The organism is Hahella sp. KA22 (assembly GCF_004135205.1).
Lineage (GTDB): Bacteria > Pseudomonadota > Gammaproteobacteria > Pseudomonadales > Oleiphilaceae > Hahella.
This window is the reverse complement of the sequence record NZ_CP035490.1, coordinates 6,915,243-6,941,081: the sequence shown is the minus strand read 5'-3', so window position 1 is coordinate 6,941,081 and position 25,839 is coordinate 6,915,243. Positions and strand designations below refer to the sequence as shown.

The window sequence follows — 25,839 nt, the reverse complement described above, 5'->3', positions numbered from 1 at the left end:
TGCTCTGGTTGGACGCGCTGCGGCTGAATCTCAGGCGTCCCGCAACAGGCTGGCCGGTTTGATTTGCAGACGCCGCATTAAATAGCGCGCGCCCAAATTCAGCGTGATGGCGCTGACGCTGAATGCGGTGACAAAGCCCAGCCAGATGAGGTCTTCTGAGGGCAGTTTCAGGCGTAGATGCAACAGGGGCAGAGCGATGGCGGAGCCCAGCGCCACGGCGAAGAGAGACGTGATTAACGCCAGCAGGGCGTATTCCATATGCAGACCGCGCTTGATCACCGACATCCTGGCGCCGAGAGAGTGCAATACGGTAGCGTCGTAAACCTGGCGGGCGCGTCCGGCGGCCATGACGCTGGTCAGCACTAATAAGCTGGCGGCGAGACTGACGCCCGCCACTACCGCCAATCCGGCGCCAGCCTTGGCCAGCAGTTCCCGCGCCGTGGTCAGCAGGACGGCGGTGCGTACGGTGATGACATTGGGGGCGATCTGAGCGACATGGTTTTGCGCCGATAACGCGTCAGCGTCACTCATATAGGCGGCCCCCACATAGCGATGAATGAAAGACTCCAAAGCGCCGTCAGCAAGAATGCCTTCAAACCAGAATCGGGTTTGCAGACCCTTTTGGCTGTAGATGGCGGCGACTTCCGCCTCCAGCTCGCGGCCTTCAATCTGAAAACGAATGACGTCGCCCAGTTGCAGACCAAGTTGTCGCGCCTCCCGGTCCTCCATCGCCAGGTTGGGAAGTCCCGCCTCGCTCAGGGGCGCATCGTCCGGCCACCAGGCGCCTTCAACGACGGTAACGTTGTCGATGTTATCGACGGAGTAGCTGAGCTTGTATTCATCCTGCTGAGTGTCGCGCAACCGTTCCAGATCCTGGCTGAAACGTTCGTTCAACGGACTCCCGTTGATGCTGAGAATACGCGACCGCACCAGCGGGGCCATATCAAGACGGGCCTCGTGGGGGCCTTGTATGGCGGCGACCACCTCATCGTACTGATAGGGAAAAACGTCATACAGCACCAACGCGGGAGACTCTTCTGGAATAGTGGCGTGAATGGCCCGCACCAGCGCGGCTACCACCAGTGTAGACGCCACCAGCAACGTCAGCGCGGAGCCCAGTGATAGCAACGACGTCCGTAATGGCGCATTGGGGCGGTGCAGATTGGCGACTGCCAGCCGCAGGGTGAAACGCCCGCTGAGAACGGGATGACGATCCAGCGCCGAGGCGCTGCGTCGCAGCAAGCGCACCAGGATATCCAGCAATATCAACAGCAGCCCAACGACTAAAACGAAGCCGACGCCAAACAAGGGATCGGGCAGTGCGGTGAGCACCAGCGCGATAATCGCTCCGGCGCACAACAGGGTCGCTATTCGCCAGAGGGAGGAGGGGCTGTTAGTTTTGGCGTCGGTCCCTCGAAACAGGGCGGCCGGAGACGCGGCGAGGGCTCTCCCGATAGCGGGCAGGGCGAAGGCGTAGGCGGTAAGTAAACCAAAGGCGAAGGCCGCCAGACTGGGCGCGGCCAACACGCTGGCGGAGGCGGCGATGGGAATTTCCGTCGCTGCGGCTTCCGCGCCAAGCAGGGCCATTGCCCCGCCCAATGTGGCGCCGGCCAGACTGGCTCCGCCCGCCATGATGCCGGTCTGGAGCAGGTAAAGCGCCGCCAGTCTTCCGTTGCGCAAGCCCAGCGCGCGTAAGGTGGCGATGGTCTTCAGTTTGCCCTGCAGATAAGCCTGGATGCTGTTGAATACGCCTAAACCGCCGATGAACAAGGTGCTGAAGCCGATAATGAGCAAGCCGGAGGCGATCTGATCCAGACGTTCGGAGATGCGGCGACTGCGGTCTTCAAAGGTGCGCACCTCCCAGGGTTGCTCAGGAAAGGCCTGATAAAATTGCTCGCGCCAGATCAGCGAGGGCGTGCTGGTGCGAACCCGGTATTCATAATCCACCCGGCTGCCGGGCTGTATCAGGCCGCTTGCCTGCAGCGCGTCCTGGGACAGCAACACCGGCGCGCCCCGCCAATTGGCGTTCAGATTACGATCAGGCTGTTTCAGCGTCAGTGCGCGCACTTCCAGCGTCAGTGAGCCGACTTTGACCTTATCGCCGACGCGGAGGTTGAGTTTGTTCGCCAGACCGGGATCGATCGCCGCTCCCCAGTGTCCATTGGCGAAGGCGGTGACTTGCGCCAAGTCCGCAACCGGCTCCAGGGTCAAATCGCCATAAAGAGGGTAGTTGGCGTCCGTGCTTTGCAGCTCCACCCGCAGGAAAGACCCATCCGGTCCGCCCAGCATCGTGTCGAGTTCCGTCACCAGAGAGATGTCGCCTCTGGTGCGCATCCAGTCCAGTGTCGCCAGCGGCAGCGGCGCATTGCTGTCCACTTCCAGATCACCGCCCAGCAACATGCGGGTATCCGCCAGCAAGGCGGCGCTGATCATACGGTACAGTCCGCCTGACGCCGCCACCAGGGTGACGCCGAGCAGCAGGCAGGCGCAGAATACCCATAGCGACTGACCGCTGGCGCGCAGGTCTCGCCAGGCCAGTTCAAGCAGGAAGCGCATGAGGCTCCTCCACCAGTTTGCCTTCATGCAGGCGCAGCACCCGGCTGCAGCGTTTGGCGATGGCTTCGTCGTGAGTCACCATCAACAGCGTGGCGCCGGCTTCGCGATTGAGATCGAACAAGATGTCGCTGACCTTCTCGCCGGTGTGCAAATCAAGGTTGCCGGTAGGTTCATCCGCCAGCACCAGTTTCGGAGCGTGCACCAGAGCGCGGGCGATGGCGACGCGCTGCTGCTCGCCGCCGGACAACTGCGAGGGATAGTGACTTTCCCGTTGCGCCAGCCCGACTTTCCCCAGCATGTCCCGGGCCCGTTCGCGGGATTGCGGGTGTCCGGCGATATCCAGAGGCAGCGCTACGTTGGCGAGGGCGGTGAGGCTGGGAACCAAATGAAAAGACTGGAAAATGATGCCGAGTTTGTCGCGCCGCATATCCGCCAGACCATCCGCATCCAGCGCCGATAAGACCGCTCCGTCCAGGCGAATTTCACCTCGTTCCGGTTGCTCCAGGCCAGCCAACAGGATCAGCAGGGTTGTCTTCCCGGAGCCGGATGGTCCTATAATGGCTACTGTTTCACCGTCGGCGATGGCGAGGTCCACCCCGGAAAGCACGTTTAAACGGCTGCTCTCCAGCGCATAGGACATGGTCAGATCGTTCAGTTCAATCATCGGTTCACCGGTTGGGATATTGGGGCTGCGGGCTATTTCAGGCGCGCCAGAGGCGGTCCCAGAACAACATAGACCCTAGCGGTAATCACTGACTGACGGGGGCGCGGGCATCGAATAAAAAGCCAAGTCGGCGACTGCGCCCTTTATCTCTGCAGCCATGTTAGTAAAAATAGACCTTACACCTCTAGAGACCAAAATGTTCCTTCTACATACGAGAAACCATCATGGAAATAATTAAGACCCTGGGCGAGTTCATCATCGACCGGCAGAAAGACTACCCGGACGCCAGCGGCGAACTGACCTCGCTGTTTTCCTCCATCCGTCTGGCGGCGAAAATTCTGCACCGTGAAATCAACAAAGCGGGTCTGGCCGATATCACCGGCGCCGCGGGCGACGAAAACGTGCAGGGCGAGCAGCAGCAGAAGCTGGACGTGTACGCCAACGAGCGTTTCAAAAATGCGCTGGCGCAGCGCGGCGTGGTGTGCGGCATCGCGTCTGAGGAAGAGGAACAGTTTGTCCGCTTTGAAGAAACCAAGAACCTGGGCGGCAAATATGTGGTGTTGATCGATCCTCTGGACGGTTCCTCCAACATCGACGTCAACGTGTCCGTTGGCACCATTTTCTCGGTATATCGCAGAGTTTCTCCGGAAGGCGAGCATGTGACCGAAGAGGACTTCCTGCAGCCTGGGCACAAGCAGATCGCCGCGGGTTACATCATCTACGGCTCCTCCACCATGCTGGTGTACACCACCGGCAACGGCGTCAACGGCTTCACCTATGACCCGACCATTGGCGTATTCTGTCTGTCCCACCCGAATCTGCGCATTCCGGAAGACGGCACCATTTATTCCATTAACGAAGGCAACTACATTCACTTCCCTGAAGGGGTGAAGAAGTACATCAAGTTCTGCCAGGAAGAAGACGAGGCCACTCAGCGCCCCTACACTTCTCGTTATATCGGCTCGCTGGTGTCTGACTTCCATCGCAACCTGATCAAGGGCGGCATCTATCTGTACCCCACCTCCAGCCGCTATCCGGAAGGCAAGCTGCGTCTGCTGTACGAATGCAACCCCATGGCGTTCCTGATCGAACAGGCTGGCGGCAAGGCCATCGCCAATCCGGGTCAGCGCATTCTGGATATCGAACCGAAAAAACTGCACCAACGCTGCCCGCTGTTCGTCGGCTCGCCGAAGATGGTGGATAAGCTGGAGCAGTTCATCAGCGAACTGGGCTGATCACGACTACCGCTTCTTGTAAAACGGCCCCAGGCGGGCCGTTTTCTTTTGTGCGGGATTATAGGTACAGGCTGGCGTATCGCTGCGGCGCCGCCAGGGTTTTGAGCATATCTAAAAACACAGTCTTCAGATAGGAAGAGAGCATTCCGTCGCCATGATCGACGGCGTGAAGGGCTCGGGCGTAAGCCGTCAATTCCTGTTGCGTCGCATCGTCGAGTGCGGCGACCTTTTCGTACAGCTTGTCCGCAAGATAGTAAAGCCAGATATTCTCGACACTGTCGTCATCAACCGCGTCGAGTTGCGTTGGGTCGACTTTCTTGGCCCAGGTTTTCGCTTTCGCCGTCAGCCATTTCAACAGCGCGTTGAACTCTTTCTGGGCGTTTTTGGATAAGGTGGCGTACTGACGCCGCTCCTCGGCTTTGGCCAAGTCCAGAGAGGAAGGGGGGAGTTCTTCGAGGCGCGCGCCAGAGTGCTGGAGTAAGGCGACGATGGCTTGATGCCCGCGTTCGGCGGCTTCAGATATCGCGGTGGCGCCGTCTGCGTCCTGCAACTCGGACTGTGCGCCATGGGCTAGCAAAATTTCCACGATGCGGATATGTCCTTTAAAGCAGGCCGCCATTAACGGCGTGCGTCCGCTGCTTTCGGACTGGTTCACCCTGGCTCCGCGTTCCAGTAACAGCGCCGCCATCTCCTCACTGCCTGCGTGGGCGGCGAGCATCAGGGATGTCCAGCCGTCAAGACGGGCGGCGTTGACATCCGCTCCTTGCATCAGCAATCGCGCAGCCAGTTCCGGCAAATGATAGGCGGCGGTTTTCATCAAGGGACTGGTTCCATCATCCATGGTGAGGTTGACGTCCGCGCCAGCCTCCAGCAGACGCTCGACAATCTCAGGATGCCGCCATTCCACCGCCATAGCCAACGCGGTGGCGCCCTGCTTACCCTGGATGTTCACGTCCGCGCCCTGCGTCAGCAGATAGTCGACCATATCGGCGTCGCCAGCGGCGCAGGCGATAATCAACGGGGTGCTACGCTCCGTGGCGGCGAATGGACTGCGCGTATTCAGGTTGAGTTCCGGGTTCTCCTGAAACAGCTGGCGTAGGCCTTGCAGATCCTGCTTCACCGCTGCATGTATCACCGCTTTGACTATATCCACCAGATGACCCCACCTGTTATCTGCTTGATAGGGTCATCAAAGCGGAAAGCGGTCGCCAATGCAATACACCAAAGATCAGCGTTATTTGTATTCGCCTTTGCGGGATTCCTGCAGGTATTTGTCGTAACGGCCATCTGCAATCACCTTCTTCAAGCCGCGATTGAACGCGTCGAGAAGGTGTTGGGCATTAGGCGTTTTCTTGCTGATCAAAACCGAGTATTTGCGTGGCTCCAGGGTTTTGGGGTGGGGGATCAACTTATCTCCAAAGCCGAAACGTGTGATGCTTTCTATGCCGACTTCAGTATCCTCCAGCACGATATCCAGGCGCCCGGCGGCGAGCTTTTTGTAGTTGCCTTCTTCATTGCCGATGCGGTCGATTTTGACTACGCCCTGAGTTTCCAGCTCTTCAATGCCATAGGCGTAGCCGATGATGCCGCCGATTTTATATTTGGCCAGATCTTCCGGCGCACTCCAGTCAATGGGATTGTCTTTGTTATAAAACAAAGAGGTGCCCAGCGTCGCCACGGTATCGGAATAATAAAAATCCTTGGCGCGCTCGTCGTTATAACCCCAAATCAACGTCCCTTCGAACTTGCCTTCTTTGGCGTCCTCATAACCGCGCTTCCAGGGGAGAAATACATAATCCACCTCGATGCCTTCCTCTGCAAATGCATCCTTGACGATCCGGGACATAAATCCGTGATGCTTCAAATTCTCAGACAGATAAGGCGCCCATTCACCGTTCGCCAAAGTAATCTTCTCCGCCTGAGCAAAGGAAGTGATTAGACACAAAACAACACTGACAATTAACGCTTTCATATCATTCTTGCCTAATTCAACGTGCAGTTAGAAAAAGGAAGCCAAAGCGGCCGCCAACCTTCAGCGCCTTAAACTTGGCGTTATTAGGAAAGTATAGACATTAACTGCGAAAGCAGGCGCAGCCACGTCTGAGGCTGAACAAATCCAGCTGCTGGCAAATGAAAGAAGTAGATGTCTGGCCATCAATATGCCTATGAGCAGAGCATTCCCCAGTATTTCAATAGATAAGCGGTTCGAAAAAAGTGTGAAGGGATAGCCAGACGAAAAACGCCATCCTCGTACAAGCATAGGGAGTAACCCCTACTTCCCTGTGCGATAAAAATAACACTTACGAACTTAACAAGGATCTATGGAATGTCAGTTCACAGAATAAATGGAATACCCGAATTTTTCGCATATATGAATACCTGGGCTGGTGCGGATGGCTGGTATGTCGTTGGCGGTTGTGCGGCCTGGATGCATATCGCCAGAGCGCCCAGAAACATGTCCGAAGGCGTGGATGAGTACCGGTCTATCTTCCCCAACGATATTGAAGTGGTGGTGGCGCCTTCAGCCAGGGAGAGGATTATCCAGTCATTGGAGGGCAAAGAATTGGTGGTCGCTGTGGGCAGCTTTGGCGATCTGGCGGTTGACCTGATCGGCGGCGCTCAGGACATGATGGCGGAAAAAGTGAGTGACTGCGTGCATATTGCAGGCGGGAACGTGCTCAATATCGATGACATCATCAGGGCATATGAAGGGTCAGGCAACCCCGCCAAACTGGCAAAACGTAAAAAGCGCATCGCTATGCTGAAATGCATCAAGAACCATCTTGAACTGAATCAAGACAATATCGATAGCCAGAAGCCGGCTAAAACGTTGTTTGAGGAAATGTTTGCGAGGACGAAGGGGTAAGTCGCTTTCCCAGAGAATCTCGCTCATGTTTATGGAGCTTGCGCGATAGCGAGCTCCATACTTCTACAGCATAGCTTTGAGTGGTAATAGACGGGTCGAGCATACTATTAATCCGGCGCCGATATAAGCATGATACAATGCCCGCATGATTATAGATGACGCTCGCTCATTACCTGCCGCCGCGCAGGAAGAAAAAAGAAAACAAGCCGTGCGACTGCGCAAGCAGGGATACAGCTATCACGAAATAGCCGATAAGGTCGGTGTCCATAACCTGACGGTGGGGAAATGGATCAGAGCTTATGAAGCGCAAGGGTTTAGCGGGATTAAGTCAAAGCCCCGCGGACGAGAGCCCGGTTCGGGACAGCGACTGACGCTAACCCAGGAGAACCGGATCAGGCTTTTGATTACCGATAACAGCCCGGATCAGCTCAAGCTGGAGTATGCGCTTTGGACCCGTAAGGCGGTGCAGCAGCTCATTGCGCAGGAGACGGGAGAACAGCTGGCGATCCGAACGGTCGGCAATTATCTGGCCGCCTGGGGTTTCACGCCACAGAAACCGGCGAAAAAAGCGTATGAGCAAAAAGGGACGAGCCAAGGCGGAAGGGGCTGAGATCTATTGGGGTGACGAGACAGGGCTGCGAAGCGACGCCCAGCATGGGCGGGGCTATGCGCCCCAAGGGAAAACGCCGGTGATTCGCCTGAACGCCAGGCGGGAGTCGGTCAATATGATCTCGGCGATCAGCAACCAGGTCAAAGTGAGGTTTCAAATCTATGATGGAACGATGGACGCGGAGCGATTGACAGGGTTCATGAAGCGGCTGATCAAAGACGCCAGACGCAAGGTTTTCCTGATACTGGACAATTTGAGAGTCCATCACGCCAAGGTGGTGAAAGCCTGGCTTGAGGAGAACCGGGACCATATTGAAGTATTCTATTTACCCGCCTATTCCCCGGAATTGAACCCGGACGAATACCTGAATTGTGACTTAAAAGCGGGAGTTCACAGTGGTAAGCCAGCGCGAAAGAAAGGGGACCTCAAAAAGAAAATCCGATCACATACGTGTATGTTGCAAAAGAAACCTGCGAGGGTGAAAAAATACTTTAATAGCCGTCATTGTGGAACTATTTCCGACCCAATCTACAATCAGCTATGATTGAAATGCCGCAGCGACCCAATCGAGTCTATAACCCCGTATGATATTCTAATAAAGTTAGGTCATATTATAGCATTGACTCACTCACCATCCAGACGACAGCCTGTTGAATCAGCGCGGTATTATCTTTGATGCCGAGTTTACGCTTTATGTGCTCTTTATAGGTATCGATGGTTTTGATGCTGAGATTAAGTTTGTGGGCAATTTCTTTGGTTGAAGAGCCTTTGCCAACCATCGTGAAAACTTCCAGTTCTCGTTCAGAAAGAATGCACTCAGGCCTTGAGTCTCCGTTTTCTGCGTTCGCCAGATGACGCTTAGCGATAATATTGGAGAGCTTGGGGCTCATATAAAACCCGCTGTTTAAAAGCTCTCTAATGGCGTTGATAAGACTTCTTGGGGTTTCCTCTTTACAGATATAACCGTTGGCGCCGGCCCTTAAACTTCTTTCGCCGAAGAAACTCTCACTGTGCATCGACGCAACCAGAATCTTTACGGAATGAGAGATCAGCCTCAGCCTTTTGATTAACTCCAGGCCGTTACCGTCGACCAAATTCAGATCTACGATAACAACATCCGGTTCGTATGCTTTAAATAGCTCTAGTGCGCTGTTAATTTCACTGGCTTCGGCGCATACGCTCATATCACCTTCTTTATTGATCAGGCTGGTCAACCCGTCGCGAAATATGGGGTGGTCGTCGACAATCAGCACTTTAGGGGACATTAGTTTATTCTTGCTCAGGTGACTTAATTTCGTTCTATTGGCTTTCCACAACCACTTTAAAGGAAATGTTTAGTGGCAATAACTGAGCTACGTCAATAATGTGCACTCGACGTGAGAACCTTTTCCCTTATTACTTAACACTTCCACGTCGGCCCCGATGACATGAGCGCGGTACTTCATGTTTTCAAGGCCTTTGCCGGACAAGCTGAAGGGTAATCGGGCGGACCTGGAAGTGGACTCCATGCCTGAACCGTCATCTATAACGGAAAGTTTGATAAATTCAGAAGTCTGTTTGATTTTTACTTGGATGAGCTCCGCTTTGGCGTGCTTTATCGCGTTATGCAGCGCTTCCTGGGCAATGCGATAAAGCTGGGTCGCTACGCGAGAGTCCTTGATGGCGACATCATTTGGGCATTCAAGCGTGATCTTTGCGTGACTGTATATCTGGCTGGAATCCACCAACCACTGAAGCGCCTCTTTAAAGTCATTATCATCCATCCGCAGTGGGGACAAATCATTCACAATGGTGTGAATTTCACGCCCTGTCGTTTCCAGTTTTGCGCTCATATCCGCCAATGCTTGAGCGAGGGGCGGAGCGATTTTCTCCAGTTCAGTAGATAGAGAGATGGCTTTTAAAGCGATGCCCACTACGGTTTGTCCTATAGTGTCATGAAGCTCTCGACCGATTCTATTGCGTTCCTCTTCCGTTCGCTGCAACAGAACTTTTTCAAGCTCAACCCGCTCACTCATATCCCGAATGATGCAGGTAAACGCATTTTCTTTATCAATTCTGTTGCTGCTCAGGCTGATAGGAAACAGGTAGCCGCCTTTGCGTCTCGCCGATATGTCCATGACGCATCCAGTGGGGCGGTTATCTATCTGGTGTAGTAATTGGTTGATGTTTCTAAGTAGAGTTTCCGTCTGTTGCGTGGGTATAACCAGAGAGATATTGCCGCCGATGAGTTCATCAGAGGAAAAACCGAACATTTCTGCCGAAGCCGGGTTGACGCTTTCAATCTCGCCCTGATTGTTAATGGTGATAATAGCGTCGGTGGCGGTGTTCAGAATTGTGTTCAGGCGGTTAAAACTCATCTGGATCTGGCGCATTCTTTCTGCTACTAGCGTCTCCAGTTCTTCATTGAGCCTTTTCAACGCCTCCTCAGCCAGTTTTTGGCTGGTGATATCGACCATGACCATAAGGCAGCGGTCTTTGTCAGCGCTAGTGACGCTTTCTACGCGCGTCACGGTTTGAGTGGGTCGCCCTTTTAGCGTTAATTCCGTTGCTTGCTTGAGTCCGGTGGAAAAAACCGCTTGGCGATGCAAATAGTAGGCATCCTGTGAGGCGGGTGAGATAAAGGCGGCGAGGGCGGCTCCAGGCAACTCGTTGCGACGGGCGTCGAACAATTCCGACGCTTTGAAGTTGGCGTCCAGAATTTTCCCTGTCTGATCAATCGTCACATAAGCGATTGGAGCCATGTCATAAAGCTGGAGGTATTGATCTCGGGCATTGGAAAGTTGCAATTGCGTATGCCGCAGCTCTTCGTTTTGAGTTTCCAGCTCAATTTGATGCACCTGGAGTTCATGCACCAGACGCTGCAATGTTGACTCGTCGCCCGGTTCATCGTCGGGCGCAAAAGACTTGGGCGTTTCTGAATGAAATAAGTGCACTGCGTAGTTTTTCAGGCTTTTATTAATTGACCTGAGCGGCGATTTGAGTTTCATAGCTAATTTGTCTCCCTGACATCTTGCCCATTCCTTAATAAATTTGTTTATATGCCATTACCTACATGGCAATGATATTGCCATGTAGGTAATCAGGCGCGTTCATGCGCCTGCGCGGCGGCGAGCCGCGGGATTAATAGTTAGGTCTGATGGTAATTAAGATGTCTCCCGATTCAGGATGTATTCGGCGGCCAGCCAGGCCCAAGACGGTTGAGACGACATCCTCCGAGTTAAGCGAAACTTCCAGATTATTGAAAGGGACGCTGGCCTCTTTCAATTGTTCCAGGGCGGACTTAAGCTCGGCGTGATCCCGGAATGCCTGGACGACGTCATAAATGGACATATGTTCAACACTTGCCCTATCCAGGTTGAAAAGTTCATAAAAGGCGCTGTTCGCAAAGCGAATTGTCAGGTTAGCATCAAGCGCCAGTATGGGGTCCGGCAGCGCATTAACCGCCGCCGTGAGGTAGCTTAATTGCGTCTCGGTTTGTTTTAGGCTACTGATGCCTAAAAAGGTGCAGACCAAACCATTGATGGCGTTGCCTGTAGTGCGATACGGCGCCATTCTCATCGAATACCATTCACCGGAGCTGGTGGCGAACTCGATTTCTATTGGCTCCAGCGTTTTCAATACTTGTCGGCCGTTTACGAGAAGGGTCCGGTAATCGAGATTATTCAACGCCAGTTCACTGATAGGGCGCCCGACATCCCCCTCTCTCAACGTCACTATTTTATTTGCCTGCTCGGTGAAGCGATTAATGCAAAGGTTATCGTCCAGGAAAATAGTGGCGATATCGGTGCTGTTCAATAAGTTTTGCATATCGTCATTGGCTTGTGACAAGGATTCCAGTTTGGACTGAAACTCGTTGTTGACGGTAGAAAGTTCCTCATTGAGAGACTGCATTTCTTCTTTCGATGTTTCCAGCTCCTCATTTGCGCTTTGCAGTTCTTCGTTAACGCTTTGCAATTCTTCATTGGAGGTCTCCAGTTGCTCAACCAGATTCTGGTAAAACAACTGCATCATGCCCAGCTCTTTGCGAAGCCAGACGACCTCGTTGTCTTTCTCAACGCTTTCGGCGATATCTCTATTGGCTGGAATGCCCCAGTCACTCTTGTCTGAAACGATGTCGCCTGGAACGGGGATCGTCTCATTGAGGGGACCGAGCATGACCAGCAGAAGTCCATGTAACGCCGCAGGCTCTTGAATGCGTTCTACGGACAGTTTTACCGACGAAGGTGGCTGAGTGATATTGGCGATACGGTGCACCACGGGACACTCTTCAGCAGCAGCCTGATGCATGGCGGAAACCAGTTCCATACGCAGTCCCGGGCGAGCCATTTCGAGTATGTTGTTGCGGGGGCGTCCCTCATTTGGTTCCAGGTAGGCGCCAGCTTTCCCGTGTATATAACAAATGTCCCCGAGATAATTAATGATGACGCAAACCGGAGCGAACCGGTTAACCAGCATTCTCAAAACCGCACTGGAAAATGAGGGCGTCTCCTGAGCGTAACGCTGGCCAATGCCCAGCCTGTCTACCGTAATATTGCTATTTGGCTCCAACCTTAACCCCATATTCGGCAGGTAGTTGATATCTGGAGAAAGTTTGTGTCTGTATATCTTATGCTTCTTATCCACCGCCTCGAATAACAGAGAAGAGTCGCCGATGGATTCGGATGGCCCCAGCACTAATAAACCTTCCGGAAGCAATGCGTAGTGCATTAATGAAAACAGCTTTCTTTGCATTTCCGAGCGCATGTAAATAAGGAGATTACGGCAGGAAATCAGGTCAATTTTGGTAAAAGGAGGGTCTTTAATAATATTATGAACCGCGAACACCATCATATCGCGGATGGGTTTATTCACCTTGTAGCAATCGCCTTCCAGAGAAAAGTATTTCTGCAATCTTTCGTGGGATATTTCACTTTGGACGTCTTTGTCGTATACCCCTTTGCGTGCGATATTGATAGCGCTGGCGTCAAGATCTGTAGCGAAGATCTGGATACGGGGCGGGAACTCCATCTTCTCCAGTATCTCCGTGATAATAAAGGCCACTGTATAAGCTTCCTCGCCGGTCGAACAGCCGGGCACCCACACACGGAACAAGCCTCCTTCCGACCTTTTGATCAACAACTCCTCCAATGCGCCTTTGGAAAGACTGCTCCAGACGTCGGCGTCGCGGAAAAAGCTGGTCACCCGGATGAGGAACTCTTTAAAAAGCTGGTCCAGTTCCTGAGGCTCCGATTTCAGATAGTTCACATAGCCGTGGGCGGTATGCAGCCGATGACGGTTCATTCGCCGTTCAATACGCCGGTACAGGGTATTGGTTTTGTAAAGGGAAAAGTCGTGTCCTGTGCGCGCCAGCAACAACGCGAAAATCTGCGCCATGACTTCATCTGGAAATTGCGTCGTCAGTTCTTTGTTGGAGACCAACGATTTGCCGATAGCGGTCATGTATTCTTCCAGTACGCCTGGCATGTCTTCTGGAGACAGCACATAGTCCGTCAACCCCGTTGCAATCGCACTGGCCGGCATGCCGGCGAATTCGGCGACGCCCGGATCTTCGGCGATAATCAGTCCCCCTTTTTCCTTGATGCTTCGTAGCCCCAGCGTACCATCGCTTCCGGTGCCCGACAGAATGACGCCAATGGCGTTGTCGCCATATTCTCTGGCGATTGAGTGGAAGAAATAATCGACGGGATGATGCTTTTCGACATTTTTTTCTTCATCGAAAGGCGTAATCACAAACACGCCGTTTTCCACACCCAGCATGCCATTGGAAGGGTTGATGTAGATATGATCCGGCTTCAGCGACTGTCCATTTTGGGCGACATTTATGGGTAATTCCGTCTGGTTGCTCAGGAGCTCCGGTAAGATGCTGACATGACCGGCTTTTTGGTGCGTAATGATGATAAATACAATTCCGGTCCTCGCCGGCATGCCGCTGAACAAACGTTTAAGCGCTTCCAGCCCCCCGGCGGAGGCGCCCACTGCCGCCGCATAAAAAGTCGGTGTTGAATTAGTATCCACACCTGTGGGAGCTGATACGTCTCTATTAAAAGTCATAATCGTTTATTAATTGCTCGCTTCTGCTCAGATATACTTCATAACGCCAATCAAGGTGCGGCCTATAGGGGCATTGTGTGCCGATAAGAACCATAAGTCGATATAATTAGCTGCAACTGTAATAGATTTCCGATTCCAGCAAAGCCGGTCGTTAAATGCAGTAAAATGCTCTGAAAAATGCGCTTTTACCGTGCATAAGACAGATGGGAAGAATGAGTGTTTTATGTTTCAGCACCCGGCTGGACAGAGTGTCACATAAGAGGTCGGCGCGGCGAAGCCTAATGTTTGACCTGGGGCCGCCAAATGCAAGGAGTAAGCACAGATTAACCACGTATATTTATTTAACGAGAGGGGGCGTATTTCTATATATGGATGAAATCAGTACGCTGTTTTTGGCGTTGTTCTTCACCTTATAAAGCATTTCGTCAGCAACTTGAATATATTCTTTCATGGAAACGCCATTGGCTTCGAATACCGCGACGCCAATGCTAATCGTTACTTGCTTTTCCTTGAAAACATCGGACTCTACGGCTCGTCTTATCCGTTCCGCCACTTCAATGGCGACATTGGAGTCCGCATCAGGTAACAGCGCCAAAAATTCATCGCCGCCGTATCGACCGACAATGTCCATTCCCCGCATGCTTTGACCGATAATATGGGCGATTTGAACCAAGACTTCGTCGCCGCCAATATGCCCGAATTCGCTGTTGATCTCGCTAAAGTCATCCACATCCATCATCAGCAGCGCGAAGCACCCGTTTTTTCGCCTGACGCCTTCGATGGTTTTCTCCATCATTTTCATCGCAGCATTACGATTGAACAGTCCGGTTAAACCATCAAGAAGAGACATTTCCATGCATCGAATCAAGACATCTTCAGCCACCAGAATATAGTCAGCGCCATTATTTTTGGGGGATTTATTGGAAAGGTAATCGAGCGCAGCGACAAAAAAGCCAGGATCGCGATCGAGCGCGCAGGTCAGTTCAATTTTATGATGCAGAATGCCATTCCAAAGCTTAATCGAGTCCGTTTCCGAGTAGTGACGCCCCGTGAGATGTTTCATGAGATATTGATGCGCCGAGTACTCAGATCCAACTGTGTGGCGATACAGATTACGCCACTCTTCCCGAGAAATGGCGTCGTTGCCTGTAAGTCCGCGAATCAGGCGCATTGCAACCGCAGTATCCGAAGGGGCTCCAAAGATATTGGCCGATAATTTATTCATTGCTTCCTTCCTGTTCGTGCATCCGTCGCGCGCTCCGTGCAATGAGAACATTATAGTATGGCGTTCCGCCGTATCAGATCAGGGCGCTGGCGGGAATGGCATCGGGGTAGCCCCCATACCTGTACCTGTATAAGCGCCTAACCCAACGGTAAAACGCCGTTATTGGTTGCGAGGAATCTGGCGTAATCGTTCGCGGACAGGGGCCGGCTGAATTGAAAGCCTTGTCCTTCATCACAGAGGTAGCTGCGTAGAATATTAAGTTGTTCAAGCGTTTCCACACCCTCGGCAATGACTTTCTGACCAAGATTTTTCCCCATGCCAATGACCGCGCTGACAATGGTGGCGTCATCTTTTTCCGTTGTCAGATCGCGTACGAAAGACTGATCTATTTTTAGCGTGTCAATTGGCAATCGCTGGAGATAACTCAGGCTTGAATAACCGGTCCCGAAGTCGTCGATGGAGAGGAGTACGCCAATGGATTTTAGCTCGTCTAACACATTAATGGATGACTTTATGTCATGCATGAGGATGCTTTCGGTCAACTCCAGCTTCAGCAATCCGGCGGGCAGCTGGTACTGCGCCAGTATGTCATTGATGCTATCCAGAAAGCCTTTGTTTCTGAACTCCAGCGCCGAGATATTCACTGAAATCGGCGTCGAGCGGCATCCCGAGTCCCGCCAGGCCTTCATCTGACGACATGCTTCGTTCAACACCCAGCGTCCAATTGAAATGATGAGTCCGCACTCCTCTGCGATCGGTATAAACTGAGCCGGTGGAATGAGCCCGCCGCCAGGGTCGCGCCAGCGGATCAGCGCTTCTGCGCCAGTAATTTCTCCGGAAATCAGTTCTACCTGGGGCTGATAGTGCAAGATAAACTCGCCCTCTTTTAAGGCCTGGCGGAGCTTGCTCTCCAGAAGCAGTCGCTTGCTTGCGCGAGCATTCATGTCGGCTCTGAAGAACTGGTAGCTATTACGACCGCTTTTTTTGGCGTGATACATGGCGATGTCCGCATTCTGCATGATGAACGCCATCTCGCTTCCATCATCTGGGTAAACGCTGATGCCGATACTCAGACTAACGTGGAGTTTATGATCGTTGATTAAATGAGGGGCGCAGAACGCCGCTGTCAACTTCTCGGCGACATGGGCGGCGTCTTCCGGTTTGTCCAGTTCGCTTAGCAGTATGACAAACTCGTCGCCGCCATGACGGCTGACTGTGTCTGTCGCACGTACGCAGGCCACCAGTCTCTCAGCAACAGAGCGAAGCAGCTGGTCGCCCACGCCATGCCCCAGAGAATCATTGACCAGTTTGAAAAAGTCCAGGTCAATAAACAGTATGGCTATCTGCTTGGCGTTGCGTTTGGCCTGATTGACGGCGGAGGAAAAGCGCTCCTCCAGTAACGCGCGGTTGGGCAGCCCGGTAAGGGCGTCATGCTGCGCCATATGCGACATTTCCTTGGCCATTGTCCGTTCCGCCGAAACGTCATGAAACACGATAACCGCCCCGGATACTATGTCATCGCCATCGTGAATTGGTGCGATAGAGTCATCAATAAAGAGCTCTACGCCATCACGTCGAACCAGGATGCAATCCTCCGCCATCCGTAATATGCAATTGTTCTCAATAACCTGCCGTATGGGATCGGCTGCATTCGACTGAGGCTGGTCGTTGATTAATGTGAGCACCATGGAGGAGGGCTGGCCCAGAGCGTCTTTGTATGACCAGCCTGTCAGGCTCTCCGCCATCTTATTCAGGTAAATCACATTACCTTGCAGGTCTGTCGCCAGCACAGCGTCCCCTATGGAGTTTAAGATCTGTTGGGCGCGCTTTTCCCCTTTGGCCAGTAAGTTTTCTGCGGCCAGACGAGCAACCAGTAACATTAACGCTCGCGGCAGCCAGTAGGCGTCAACGTGATTCTTGGCGAAAAAGTCAATCCTTTGACGCACTTCAGGCTTCACCAGGGTTTCCGCCGCCTGCTGCTCCTTTGGCGTCGCACACATGATCAAGATAGGAATTCGGGGCGCTATCCCCTGTAGTTGCGCCAGCGCTTTAACGCCTCGGTGAATTAATAAAGACGCGTCCAGCAATATGACATCCGTATTTGAATATTTGTGTTTGAGTGAAGCAGGGGGCGCATGGGTCCAGATGATGTGAAAAGGATATTTGCTGTCGGCATGCAAAATATCCAGAATTCTCCGCGCATCGGCGGCGCATTTTTCTATTAAGAGTACGGTAATGGGTTTGTTGGGAGGATAAGAAGAGTCATTTTCGTCTCCCCGTAACAGAGCGCTGGCCAGTGCGCCGGCGTCGCTTTTAGAGTCGACGCCGGCGGGCTTTTTGGGGGTAGACGCTACAGTCGCTGTCTCTGCCTGCGCCACCAGTAAAAAGTGGGGCTTGGCATGCGATCCAAGTTTGATCGAAGAGTCCTTTGATAAGGTGGACGATTTGGTGGCCTGATGTAGCTTATCCATAATGCGATTCTTTCAGTGGCCCTGTTGGCGCATCATCCATCCAACAAGGCTTCCGTTTTGTTTAAAAGATGTGCGTTATGTTCAGTCTAACTATCGAGGCGATCGATATCGGTACGGTGGCTAACATAGTCGGATTTATCTCCGTGCAGGCGCGTCCCTGCGCCAGAATAGCGCGATGCCAATATCATTTGCGCTGACAAGCGCGCCTGTTTCTCAATCAGGCCACGACGATCTCTCCGTATCTTGGTAAGCCAACATTCTGAAATAACTGTCGGAAAATAGGCCTGATGCTGCCCGCATGAAGGGGACTTTCTCCAATACGCCCCCACCGATTGACGCTCCTGAATACCGCCCCCGTCGATAATGCAGCGATGTCCAACCAGCTCTTATAAGCCTGAATAGGGCACAAATGGCGTGGTTCTATGGTCTTATAGTATTTCAGGCGCTTACGTCCGGTTCCTTTATAGCGGGATATAAACACGGAGATGTGTTCCTTGGAGTTTAAATTAACGTCTTCGACACAAAGTCGGCTAAGTTCTTCATCTTGCAGCCCAAACCAGAAGCTGAGTAGAACAAGCGCTTTATCACGGGTTTGCCGTAGCATACGACGGCGGTCGCCATGCACTTTGGCTTCCATGGCGGTTCTATCCAGCCATTGCGCAAGCTGCGACAACTGCTCGATCTGGATCAGACTCACCTGTCTGTTTCGGTGGGGATGTAACTTCTTTATCCCCTCCAAGGCTTTTTTCACCGTAGACGCCTGTGTTGGATCGGCAAAGCCGTTCCTTTGATGCCATTGAGCGATGTCCGTTAGACTTTTCTTTAGCGTTGCAAGGCTCAGCGTTTCAGCGTTATCGAGCAGATATTTTACGACAGCGCTTGTTGTCATTGGCGTTTGTTTTCTTTCATCCTTGGTTAAAACGCAGCTTGCTTTAGGGCGGCTGGATGGCGTGTTAATTGAGTTGGAGATGGGGTAATAAGATAAATATATCATGGCTATATGACGTGTATGCGTTGTTGAAAGGTTTAGAGGGATGAATAATGGTGAACGCCCACAATATTCAGGCGCTTGTGGGCGTCATATGAAAGCCTTAACAGCCTGTTTTGCCTGGAACATATGGCATTAGTTATTTTCAATAATGAATAGAGCGTTTTTGGAGTTAGGAACTTGATGCTTGAGAAAGACCAATATTCAGGTCAAAACTTGGCTCCAGTCTATATTTCTGGATTGTTTCTATGATTCGCTCCGGGCGTCCCCAGTCAACCCAGTCAAGATTGGTCATGCGTACAGATAAACAGTCAGAGACTGCGCATCTCAAAAAGCTTCGATACATGTCGCTCTTGGAAAGATGATAATAGGCGTGAGAAATAGCTGTTGTTATGTAATCGCTACCTTCTTTATATCTACTAAAGTGGCTGATTACTTTATGAATATGTTCGCAGCGTTCATATAACCCGGTTAGATATTTTGAGCATAATCGCCATAATGTTTTCGCTTTACAGGCAATGATGGATGTATTCCAAAGCGCATTGCGCCGGTATAGTCGATGCACCAGCGAGGATGTTGGACGAGTGTGAATGGCGAGCACTTGAGACAGCTCATGTATTTCACCTTCCATGAGCGGGTCATGATCAGACCGACTGGATGTTTCAAGCCAGCCATAATCCGGGTTGCCCCAGGTGGCTTCCGCGCCAAATAGAATCACCTTGTCCTCGTACCGCTCAGTTAAATCCAGTGTGCGTCTGGCGAGCAAAGAGAAGGCGTTTTCCTGGTGAATGTAATGATCGGAGGGAAGAACGATAATTGACGCGTTCTCATCCTGCGCCAGAATATGGGCCAGCGAAACCATGATGGAAGGCGCGGTGCCGCAGTTTACCGGCTGATACAAAATGCTTCCAGGTGAGTTCCCTTCAAGGTATTCATCAAAGTATTTTTTCTGGCTGACCAAAGTAGTGGTGATAATGTTTTTCCTGAAAACGAGTCGCTCCGCTCTTTCCCATGCCTGGTCCAACAATGTCTTATTTCCGTTGAAGCAGCAGAATTGCTCTGGCCGCTCATGCCCAAACCAGTGAAGGGTATTTTGCTTCATGAATTTGCCGTCGCCGCCGGCTAAAACAATTGCCCAATGATTGTCTCTTTTGGGATGAGTTTTCGTGACGATAGAATCATTTACGATGTTATCCGGATTATAAATACGCATATCCAGTCTCCTTTTAAATTTTTATTCTATAATGCTGGTTAAGGCCCCCTCTTTTTTGACGCATCCTATTACTAAATCAATAAAATCGGTATCAGGATATTGGACATGATGCTATGGGGCATTCCCCTATAACTTATTGAAAATAGTTAATGCGTATATAATATTTGCAAATTGTGTTTTTGTTGCCTAAGACTATTAATTATACAGGATGTTAATAGGGCGGCTCGCAATGAACTTCCGGCTGAGGACTCTTTTATCTATAACGCTTGCCGGTGTGGTTATCGCTACAATAGGAGTTGTGAACTGTATTGTTGACTATAAATCTTCGCAAAGCCTCCGTCGGGAGCTATACCATAAAATTACCAGAGTCTCCTATCAAATGGCGGATAGACTGGATGGGGGCATGTATGAGCGGTTGCGGGACTTGATCAATGTTTCAGCTTTGCCAACAGTGCGTAATTTATACGGGGCTAGATATACTGAACAAATTAATATTCTGGAAACACTGAAGAGGACCTATGAGCCTTATATTTGGTTAGGGTTGACGGATAGAAACGGTATAGTGCTGTGCGCCACAGGAAAGCTGTTGGAGGGGGCGGACGTTTCAGATAAAACCTGGTGGAAGGAAGGTGTACGCGGCCCTTTTGCGAGCGATATCGATGATATTGAAAGCATTGGATTAAACGATATAAGTCAGGCTCACTTGCTCTCGCATCGCTATATCAGTCTGGCGGCGCCAATTCGGGATGCGGAAGGCGCTTCCATTGGTGTAATGGGCGCCTTCATTAGCTGGGGATGGGTTAACTCACTTGCCGAGAGTGTGCTGCAGCACCATAGCCAACAGTTGGAGCTGCTGGTGTTGGCCAGTGACGGCGCAGTGTTATTGGGGCCTCCCGCGCTCATGAACACAAGGCTGATGCTGCCTGAGTCACTGAAAGCCGAAAAAAATGCGTTAGTGGACTTGCCGGACGGAAAACAATACCTGATGGGCTACAGTGAAACCAAAGGATTTCTGGGTGATCCTGGTAAACGCTGGGTGGTGATCGCCAGACAGGAATCCGTTGCGGCGTTGAGACCGATACATAACCTCAGCGAAGCAATTTGGCGCTGGGGAATCGTGGTGTCTGTTTTCTTCGCAATCGTCGGCTGGTTTATCTCGGAATTAATTTCAAGGCCATTGAAAAAACTGGCGATTTTCGCCAATGCTCTCAGGCTCGGTAGTGCGGAATCGGCTTATGGCGTGACCATCCCCGGTCCCAAGGAAATTCAACTGGTGGCCGCCGCAATAGAGGATATGGTGGAACGAATAAGAAGCAGGGAAACGGCGCTTGAAAGGCAGTTCGGTGAAATTGACTTGCTTTATGAAGGCTCGCCAATTGGCATCGCCATGGTTAATCAAGACCTGAGTTGCGTGCGAATGAACAGCAAGCTGGCGGAATGGTGCGGTCTTATAAAAAAAGAAGTTATAGGACGCAAACTCAGTGAGTTTAAGTCAGACCTGATGGCGAGCTATGAAGATACGTTAAAACAGACCATCGCCAGCGATGCGCCGGCTTTTAATGTCGAAGCGTCGCTACGCAAGGCCTGTGACAAGAGCGTCATGCGCAGTTTTGTCGCGACCTGTTTGCCCTTGCGAAGCAGGGGCGGTCACGCCTCCGTGGGCGCAGCGCTGCTTATTTCCGAAATGACGGCGCAAAGAGAAGCGGAATATCTCGCCACTCATGACATGCTAACCGGTCTGGCGAACAGGCGCTTTTTGACCGCATTCCTATTCCAGGAACTCGCGCTGGCGCATCGCAACAGTAAAAAGGTGGCGCTGTTATATCTGGATCTGGATCAGTTCAAAAAAGTCAATGACACCCACGGACACAAGGTTGGCGACGCTCTGCTGAAGGAAGTCGCCCTCCGATTAAAAAGCGTTGTGCGCGAATCCGACATGGTGGCCCGTATCGGTGGCGATGAATTCGCCGTAATCGCTCTCGACCATAATAATCGCAACGATTCTGCGCGTTTGGCCAAGACTATCATCGTCACTTTATCCAAGCCGTATGCTTTTGAAAATATGTTGGTGAGGACGTCGCCCAGTATCGGAATAGCCGTGTATCCAGACAACGCCAATGAGGCGCCCGACCTGATTTGTTGTGCGGACGAGGCGATGTATGAGGCGAAAAAAAATGGGCCGGGGCAGTACCGATACTATGCAAGCCGATATCAACGGCAAAGTGGGTGACGCGGATGGCGACCGTCAGGCCGCCTGTCTGGAAAGATTATTGTTGTAGGACGCGCCGGTTTCCAGCGACCCTTAGCTGTCCAACAGATGTTTGGCGGCAAACGTCAGGCCTTTTGAGTTGACTCTTTTTACGCCATACACATTTTTCGCGATTTCAATAGCTAGCGCTTTTTCCGCTCCGCTTCCAAGGTCGCCGCTCAGCGTCACGACGTGATGGTGGGTTAACACACTGATTTTCGAGCCTGATACACTGTTGCAATACAGCAGTACCGCTTTTACTTTGGCGGTGATCCATATGTCGGACAGGTAATGGCCAAGCTCATCCGAGTATCTCTTGATACTGGCGTCCCCATCTGGTTGCCTGGCTTTTCCGGGGTTAATAATCAGGGCGTTATCGACGCCGATGACGCCCTGAGTGTGAATAGCCACCGCTTTGGCGAATTTTTTGGCGGCTTTGTCGCCAGCGGTTCCTGTCAACGTCACTTTGCCGGCGATAGTGCTTACCTCCGCGGCAATGCTGTCAGCGTAGCGACAGGACAACAATTTTGACTTTACCGCCGCGCTGATTGTGACATCATCAATAATATCCCCATAGCTGCGGTCTTCCATGTGAGGGGTGAGGACCGCGTCCTCGACGACGACAATCTGGTCCTCTACGGTATGGATCCCCTTCACCCCCAGAGCAATTTGCTTCGCCAGATCTTTATTGACCTCTTCATCCACCTTGCCGCTCAAAAGAGCGCAACCTTCGTGAACGGAAACTTTCAGATCAAGCGCGCGTAAGTAGGGACTTAAGGCGAAAGTTGTCCAGATTTGAGTTTCCAAACGTGTCTCATTGATGCGATCAGAAATTGCGCTCACGCTTTTTGTCTTCATCTCTGGAGCGCGCTGCTCAGCTAACTTGTTCATATGGCCTCCTGCGTATACGGCACTGCAATGAATGATGCGGTGCGTAAGACGGAACTATAAAAGTAGAAAACACATCCCGTCGGTACGGCAGCCCACGTAAGCCAGCAGGGCGTTTTCGCGGCCTTCTGTATGCCTCCGTACAGACTGAAGGGCGATATAAAATCAACAATGCAGGTAGGCGCTAAGCGGACTCTTTGCGCTATGTCGTAGCTTGTCAGTACCCAGTACGCACCAGGCAGTATCCGTACTGAAAGTCCGAACCTTTATTATTCATTATGCGTACACAGGAGAGTCGCTATGTTATTACTATTACTACTATGCATCTTGATTGGAATTGTTCTCGGCTTCGGCGCAGGCAAGGTAGCGCGCAGCTCCAATCAGGGGATTTTGATTGATATGGGAACCGGCGCAATCGGCGCCGCTATCGGAGGAGGGGCTTATTCCACTTTTTCGATCGCCGGAGCCGCCTTGTATACCACCTATAGCCTTCTAGCTGCAGCGACCGGAGCAGTTATTTTGCTGCTGGTTTGTCATGGTGTTTACTACGCTATCGCCCATAGCTCAGACCACACAACCCCACCAAAAACGCACTGATCGAAGAAAGCGGATGAACCATCCGCTTTTGTATGCATTCTGGCGGGCGGCGTAGACGTTTCAATGCGTCGCACCGTCAGACTTATCAGCCCTGGTTAAATCTGCGAGGAAGTCGATACCGTCACTGGGCTTGGGATTCATGCCTTTCAGGTATTTTAATAGGTCGCTGTCAGTAGAAAGCACCAGTGTGGAGTTTTCCGCCATAATCGATCGGTAAGCCTGCATGGTGCGGGTAAATTCATAGAAATCCACAGCATCCTTGCTTTGATTGTAAGCACGGGAGTAGATATCGGTGGCTTTGGCGTCAGCAAGGCCTCGAATTTCTTCAACCTGACGATAGGCCTCCGACTGAATCTTATTGAGGTCACGCTCCCGATTGCCGCGGATGCGGGCTGCCTCGCCATTGCCTTCGGAGAGAAAGCGCTCCGCGATCTGGCGTCGTTCGCTGATCATACGATCATAAATTTTGGGACGGACACTTTCGTTGTAATTGATGCGTTTAAAGCGAATGTCCAATAGCTCAATACCAAACACGCGAACTTTTTCCGCGCCCGCCTGAAAGATTTCCGCTTCGACAAGCTGCCGCCCTTTTTGTATCGGAGCCAAGGCGCCCATGTTCAGCTCCTGGCTCGATCCGGTGAGCAGTGTATCGCGCAGTGGCGAGCGATTCTTGGTGGTGCGGATAATTTCGATAAGCTCATGCTTGGCGACGGCGTTACGCGTTTCACTTCCCAGTATGTCGTCGAGACGGGATTGGGCGCTGCGCTCATCCCGCAGTCGCAGAAAATACTGCAGGGGGTCGATAATCCGCCAGCGGGCGTAAAGGTCTACAGAGATATAGAGCTTATCTTTGGTGGGCATGTCGGACGGGCTTCCGTCCCATTCCAGCACCCGCTTATCGATAGGATTGACCTCCTGAATAAAAGGCGCTTTGATTTTCAGTCCCGCGTCAGTAATCGGCGCTCCCACTGGTTTGCCGAATTGTGTGATGATCACTTGCTCAATTTCACTCACCGTGTATAACGAATTGAACAGAGCGCTTCCCCCAACCGCCAACAGCGCCAGGGTGGCGAAATAGGATTTACCTTTCATGGCTGGATACCAATGCCGGATTGTTGAGATTCAGAAGGGGAAGAATGCCGCTACTACCCCCATCGACTATGATCTTGCTGCGGACACCCGGCATCACTTCTTGCAGTGTTTCCAAGTAAATACGTCGCCGGGTGACTTCAGGCGCTTTGCTGTACTCTTTGAATAAGGCGTTGAAGCGGGCGATATCGCCTTCAGCCTCATTAATACGTTTAAGTCTGTAGCCGTCGGCTTCACGAATGCGCTGATCTTTTTGACCTTGCGCCAGGGGGATAACTCTGTTGTATTCCCGACGGGCTTCGTTGATCAGTTTCTCTTTTTCCTGTTGCGCCTGGTTTACCTCATTGAAGGATTGCTGAACTGGCTCCGGCGGATTGATATTTTTCAGTTGGACCTGGTCGATACTAAGGCCCATGACGTATTGAGTCGCAAGCTCTTGCATCTTGATAAGGGCCTGGCTTTCTATCTCCTGGCGGCCAATGGTAATCACTTCGTCCACGGTGCGATCACCCACCACTTCGCGCATGACGGACTCAGAAACATAACGCAGAGTTTCGCTGGGTTCTCGAACCTCAAACAAAAACTTCACAGGATCGGAAATCCGATACTGAACCACCCATTCGACCAGGGCGGCGTTCAGATCGCCAGTGACCATCTGAGTCTCTCGCATAGCGTCCCGCAGATGGGGGCTCTGGTATGGATCGGTGGCGCCCGGAGTTATAAATCCGAACTCCTGCTTTAACTGTCGTTTCACGGGCACAATGGTGGCGGTATCAACTTGAAATGGAATTTTAAAGTGCAATCCGGGAGGGACTTCTTTGAGGTATTTGCCAAAGCGCTGGACAATGGCGACGGAGTCGCTGGGAACGGTGTAATAAGCTGTCCAGCCGCTAACTGTCGCCAGCAGCAGGAATATGGGCAAGAGATAACCGCCCAGTCCGCCCTTTGGCATCATGTCGCCGATGAGGCGTGTGGTCTGATGGAAGTGCTTTTCCACCTCTCTACTGAGTCCCTTGGGCTGCGCCCACGGATCTGGCTCATCGTTTTGGTATGGCCTGGTCATGAGTATACGCCTTCATCAGTTTGGCAAGACTGTTAGCGCAAGACTAAATAAAAAATGGCCTCGGAGTCAGTGCGT

Annotated in this window: 18 protein-coding genes and 1 pseudogene; 5 read left to right on the top strand and 14 right to left on the bottom strand. The window is 51.9% G+C overall.

The genetic code is table 11. From position 1 onward, the window contains the following. Positions 1-30 precede the first annotated feature (30 nt). Both EUZ85_RS30895 and EUZ85_RS30890 read right to left on the bottom strand, forming a co-directional pair. Positions 31-2,556 (bottom strand): ABC transporter permease, encoded by a 2,526-nt coding sequence (locus EUZ85_RS30895; protein WP_241566910.1) that lies wholly within the window; start codon positions 2,554-2,556, stop codon positions 31-33. Then, the gene (locus EUZ85_RS30890) at positions 2,540-3,220 is read right to left on the bottom strand and encodes an ABC transporter ATP-binding protein (protein WP_127973908.1); all 681 of its coding nucleotides are present in this window, start codon (positions 3,218-3,220) and stop codon (positions 2,540-2,542) included. The genes EUZ85_RS30895 and EUZ85_RS30890 overlap by 17 nt, the downstream gene beginning before the upstream one ends. Before the next feature lie 224 nt (positions 3,221-3,444). On the opposite strand from EUZ85_RS30890, the gene fbp reads away from it, so the two are divergent. Continuing rightward, positions 3,445-4,455 (top strand): class 1 fructose-bisphosphatase, encoded by a 1,011-nt coding sequence (gene fbp / locus EUZ85_RS30885; protein WP_127973907.1) that lies wholly within the window; start codon positions 3,445-3,447, stop codon positions 4,453-4,455. A 58-nt stretch (positions 4,456-4,513) separates the two neighbouring features. Here the strand turns inward: fbp and EUZ85_RS30880 are convergent, their stop codons facing one another. Both EUZ85_RS30880 and EUZ85_RS30875 read right to left on the bottom strand, forming a co-directional pair. Beyond that, entirely contained in the window at positions 4,514-5,608 is a 1,095-nt protein-coding gene (locus EUZ85_RS30880; protein WP_164887403.1) for an ankyrin repeat domain-containing protein, read from the bottom strand. A gap of 81 nt (positions 5,609-5,689) precedes the next feature. After that, positions 5,690-6,427, bottom strand: coding sequence for an ABC transporter substrate-binding protein (locus EUZ85_RS30875; RefSeq protein ID WP_127973905.1), 738 nt, complete (start codon positions 6,425-6,427; stop codon positions 5,690-5,692). A gap of 399 nt (positions 6,428-6,826) precedes the next feature. On the opposite strand from EUZ85_RS30875, the gene EUZ85_RS30870 reads away from it, so the two are divergent. Continuing rightward, complete coding sequence (locus tag EUZ85_RS30870) at positions 6,827-7,321, top strand: hypothetical protein (protein ID WP_127973904.1); 495 nt, start codon at positions 6,827-6,829, stop codon at positions 7,319-7,321. A gap of 145 nt (positions 7,322-7,466) precedes the next feature. After that, a pseudogene (locus EUZ85_RS32090) lies at positions 7,467-8,475 on the top strand (IS630 family transposase). 67 nt (positions 8,476-8,542) lie between these two features. Here EUZ85_RS32090 and EUZ85_RS30860 read toward each other — a convergent pair. From EUZ85_RS30860 to EUZ85_RS30830, 7 genes are all read right to left on the bottom strand, one after another. After that, complete coding sequence (locus tag EUZ85_RS30860; RefSeq protein ID WP_164887402.1) at positions 8,543-9,184, bottom strand: response regulator transcription factor; 642 nt, start codon at positions 9,182-9,184, stop codon at positions 8,543-8,545. Between the two features lie 99 nt (positions 9,185-9,283). After that, positions 9,284-10,918: a PAS domain S-box protein gene (locus EUZ85_RS30855; RefSeq protein WP_127973902.1), complete on the bottom strand. Its 1,635-nt coding sequence runs from the start codon at positions 10,916-10,918 to the stop codon at positions 9,284-9,286. A gap of 133 nt (positions 10,919-11,051) precedes the next feature. Then, the gene (locus EUZ85_RS30850) at positions 11,052-13,982 is read right to left on the bottom strand and encodes a chemotaxis protein CheB (protein ID WP_127973901.1); all 2,931 of its coding nucleotides are present in this window, start codon (positions 13,980-13,982) and stop codon (positions 11,052-11,054) included. A gap of 337 nt (positions 13,983-14,319) precedes the next feature. Next, positions 14,320-15,207: a GGDEF domain-containing protein gene (locus tag EUZ85_RS30845; protein WP_164887401.1), complete on the bottom strand. Its 888-nt coding sequence runs from the start codon at positions 15,205-15,207 to the stop codon at positions 14,320-14,322. A 137-nt stretch (positions 15,208-15,344) separates the two neighbouring features. After that, positions 15,345-17,678, bottom strand: coding sequence for a bifunctional diguanylate cyclase/phosphodiesterase (locus EUZ85_RS30840; protein ID WP_127973899.1), 2,334 nt, complete (start codon positions 17,676-17,678; stop codon positions 15,345-15,347). Between the two features lie 217 nt (positions 17,679-17,895). Further along, entirely contained in the window at positions 17,896-18,567 is a 672-nt protein-coding gene (locus EUZ85_RS30835) for a hypothetical protein (RefSeq protein ID WP_127973898.1), read from the bottom strand. Between the two features lie 271 nt (positions 18,568-18,838). Continuing rightward, entirely contained in the window at positions 18,839-19,879 is a 1,041-nt protein-coding gene (locus EUZ85_RS30830; protein WP_127973897.1) for a sugar phosphate nucleotidyltransferase, read from the bottom strand. A gap of 379 nt (positions 19,880-20,258) precedes the next feature. Between EUZ85_RS30830 and EUZ85_RS30825 the strand changes: the two genes are divergently transcribed. Continuing rightward, on the top strand, positions 20,259-22,109 hold the full coding sequence (locus tag EUZ85_RS30825; protein ID WP_241566906.1) for a diguanylate cyclase domain-containing protein: 1,851 nt from the start codon (positions 20,259-20,261) through the stop codon (positions 22,107-22,109). 72 nt (positions 22,110-22,181) lie between these two features. Here the strand turns inward: EUZ85_RS30825 and EUZ85_RS30820 are convergent, their stop codons facing one another. After that, the gene (locus EUZ85_RS30820; RefSeq protein WP_127973895.1) at positions 22,182-23,018 is read right to left on the bottom strand and encodes a BON domain-containing protein; all 837 of its coding nucleotides are present in this window, start codon (positions 23,016-23,018) and stop codon (positions 22,182-22,184) included. 297 nt (positions 23,019-23,315) lie between these two features. Here EUZ85_RS30820 and EUZ85_RS30815 point away from each other — a divergent pair, with 297 nt between their 5' ends. Continuing rightward, positions 23,316-23,612, top strand: coding sequence for a hypothetical protein (locus tag EUZ85_RS30815; RefSeq protein WP_127973894.1), 297 nt, complete (start codon positions 23,316-23,318; stop codon positions 23,610-23,612). A gap of 60 nt (positions 23,613-23,672) precedes the next feature. Here the strand turns inward: EUZ85_RS30815 and hflC are convergent, their stop codons facing one another. Continuing rightward, a complete protein-coding gene (hflC, locus tag EUZ85_RS30810; protein ID WP_127973893.1) occupies positions 23,673-24,704 on the bottom strand; it encodes a protease modulator HflC in 1,032 nt (343 codons plus the stop codon). Then, positions 24,694-25,764 (bottom strand): FtsH protease activity modulator HflK, encoded by a 1,071-nt coding sequence (gene hflK / locus EUZ85_RS30805; protein WP_127973892.1) that lies wholly within the window; start codon positions 25,762-25,764, stop codon positions 24,694-24,696. Before hflK ends, hflC begins: the two co-directional genes overlap by 11 nt. Positions 25,765-25,839 lie beyond the last annotated feature (75 nt).

Excerpts from the sequence above, each read along its gene's own strand:
- EUZ85_RS30895 (WP_241566910.1), bottom strand. The coding sequence starts at position 2,556 with ATGCGCTTCCTGCTTGAACTGGCCTGGCGAGACCTGCGCGCCAGCGGT.
- EUZ85_RS30890 (WP_127973908.1), bottom strand. The coding sequence starts at position 3,220 with ATGATTGAACTGAACGATCTGACCATGTCCTATGCGCTGGAGAGCAGC.
- fbp (WP_127973907.1), top strand. The coding sequence starts at position 3,445 with ATGGAAATAATTAAGACCCTGGGCGAGTTCATCATCGACCGGCAGAAA.
- EUZ85_RS30875 (WP_127973905.1), bottom strand. The coding sequence starts at position 6,427 with ATGAAAGCGTTAATTGTCAGTGTTGTTTTGTGTCTAATCACTTCCTTT.
- EUZ85_RS30870 (WP_127973904.1), top strand. The coding sequence starts at position 6,827 with ATGAATACCTGGGCTGGTGCGGATGGCTGGTATGTCGTTGGCGGTTGT.
- EUZ85_RS30855 (WP_127973902.1), bottom strand. The coding sequence starts at position 10,918 with ATGAAACTCAAATCGCCGCTCAGGTCAATTAATAAAAGCCTGAAAAAC.
- EUZ85_RS30850 (WP_127973901.1), bottom strand. The coding sequence starts at position 13,982 with ATGACTTTTAATAGAGACGTATCAGCTCCCACAGGTGTGGATACTAAT.
- EUZ85_RS30845 (WP_164887401.1), bottom strand. The coding sequence starts at position 15,207 with ATGAATAAATTATCGGCCAATATCTTTGGAGCCCCTTCGGATACTGCG.
- EUZ85_RS30840 (WP_127973899.1), bottom strand. The coding sequence starts at position 17,678 with ATGGATAAGCTACATCAGGCCACCAAATCGTCCACCTTATCAAAGGAC.
- EUZ85_RS30835 (WP_127973898.1), bottom strand. The coding sequence starts at position 18,567 with ATGACAACAAGCGCTGTCGTAAAATATCTGCTCGATAACGCTGAAACG.
- EUZ85_RS30830 (WP_127973897.1), bottom strand. The coding sequence starts at position 19,879 with ATGCGTATTTATAATCCGGATAACATCGTAAATGATTCTATCGTCACG.
- EUZ85_RS30825 (WP_241566906.1), top strand. The coding sequence starts at position 20,259 with ATGGCGGATAGACTGGATGGGGGCATGTATGAGCGGTTGCGGGACTTG.
- EUZ85_RS30820 (WP_127973895.1), bottom strand. The coding sequence starts at position 23,018 with ATGAACAAGTTAGCTGAGCAGCGCGCTCCAGAGATGAAGACAAAAAGC.
- EUZ85_RS30815 (WP_127973894.1), top strand. The coding sequence starts at position 23,316 with ATGTTATTACTATTACTACTATGCATCTTGATTGGAATTGTTCTCGGC.
- hflC (WP_127973893.1), bottom strand. The coding sequence starts at position 24,704 with ATGAAAGGTAAATCCTATTTCGCCACCCTGGCGCTGTTGGCGGTTGGG.
- hflK (WP_127973892.1), bottom strand. The coding sequence starts at position 25,764 with ATGACCAGGCCATACCAAAACGATGAGCCAGATCCGTGGGCGCAGCCC.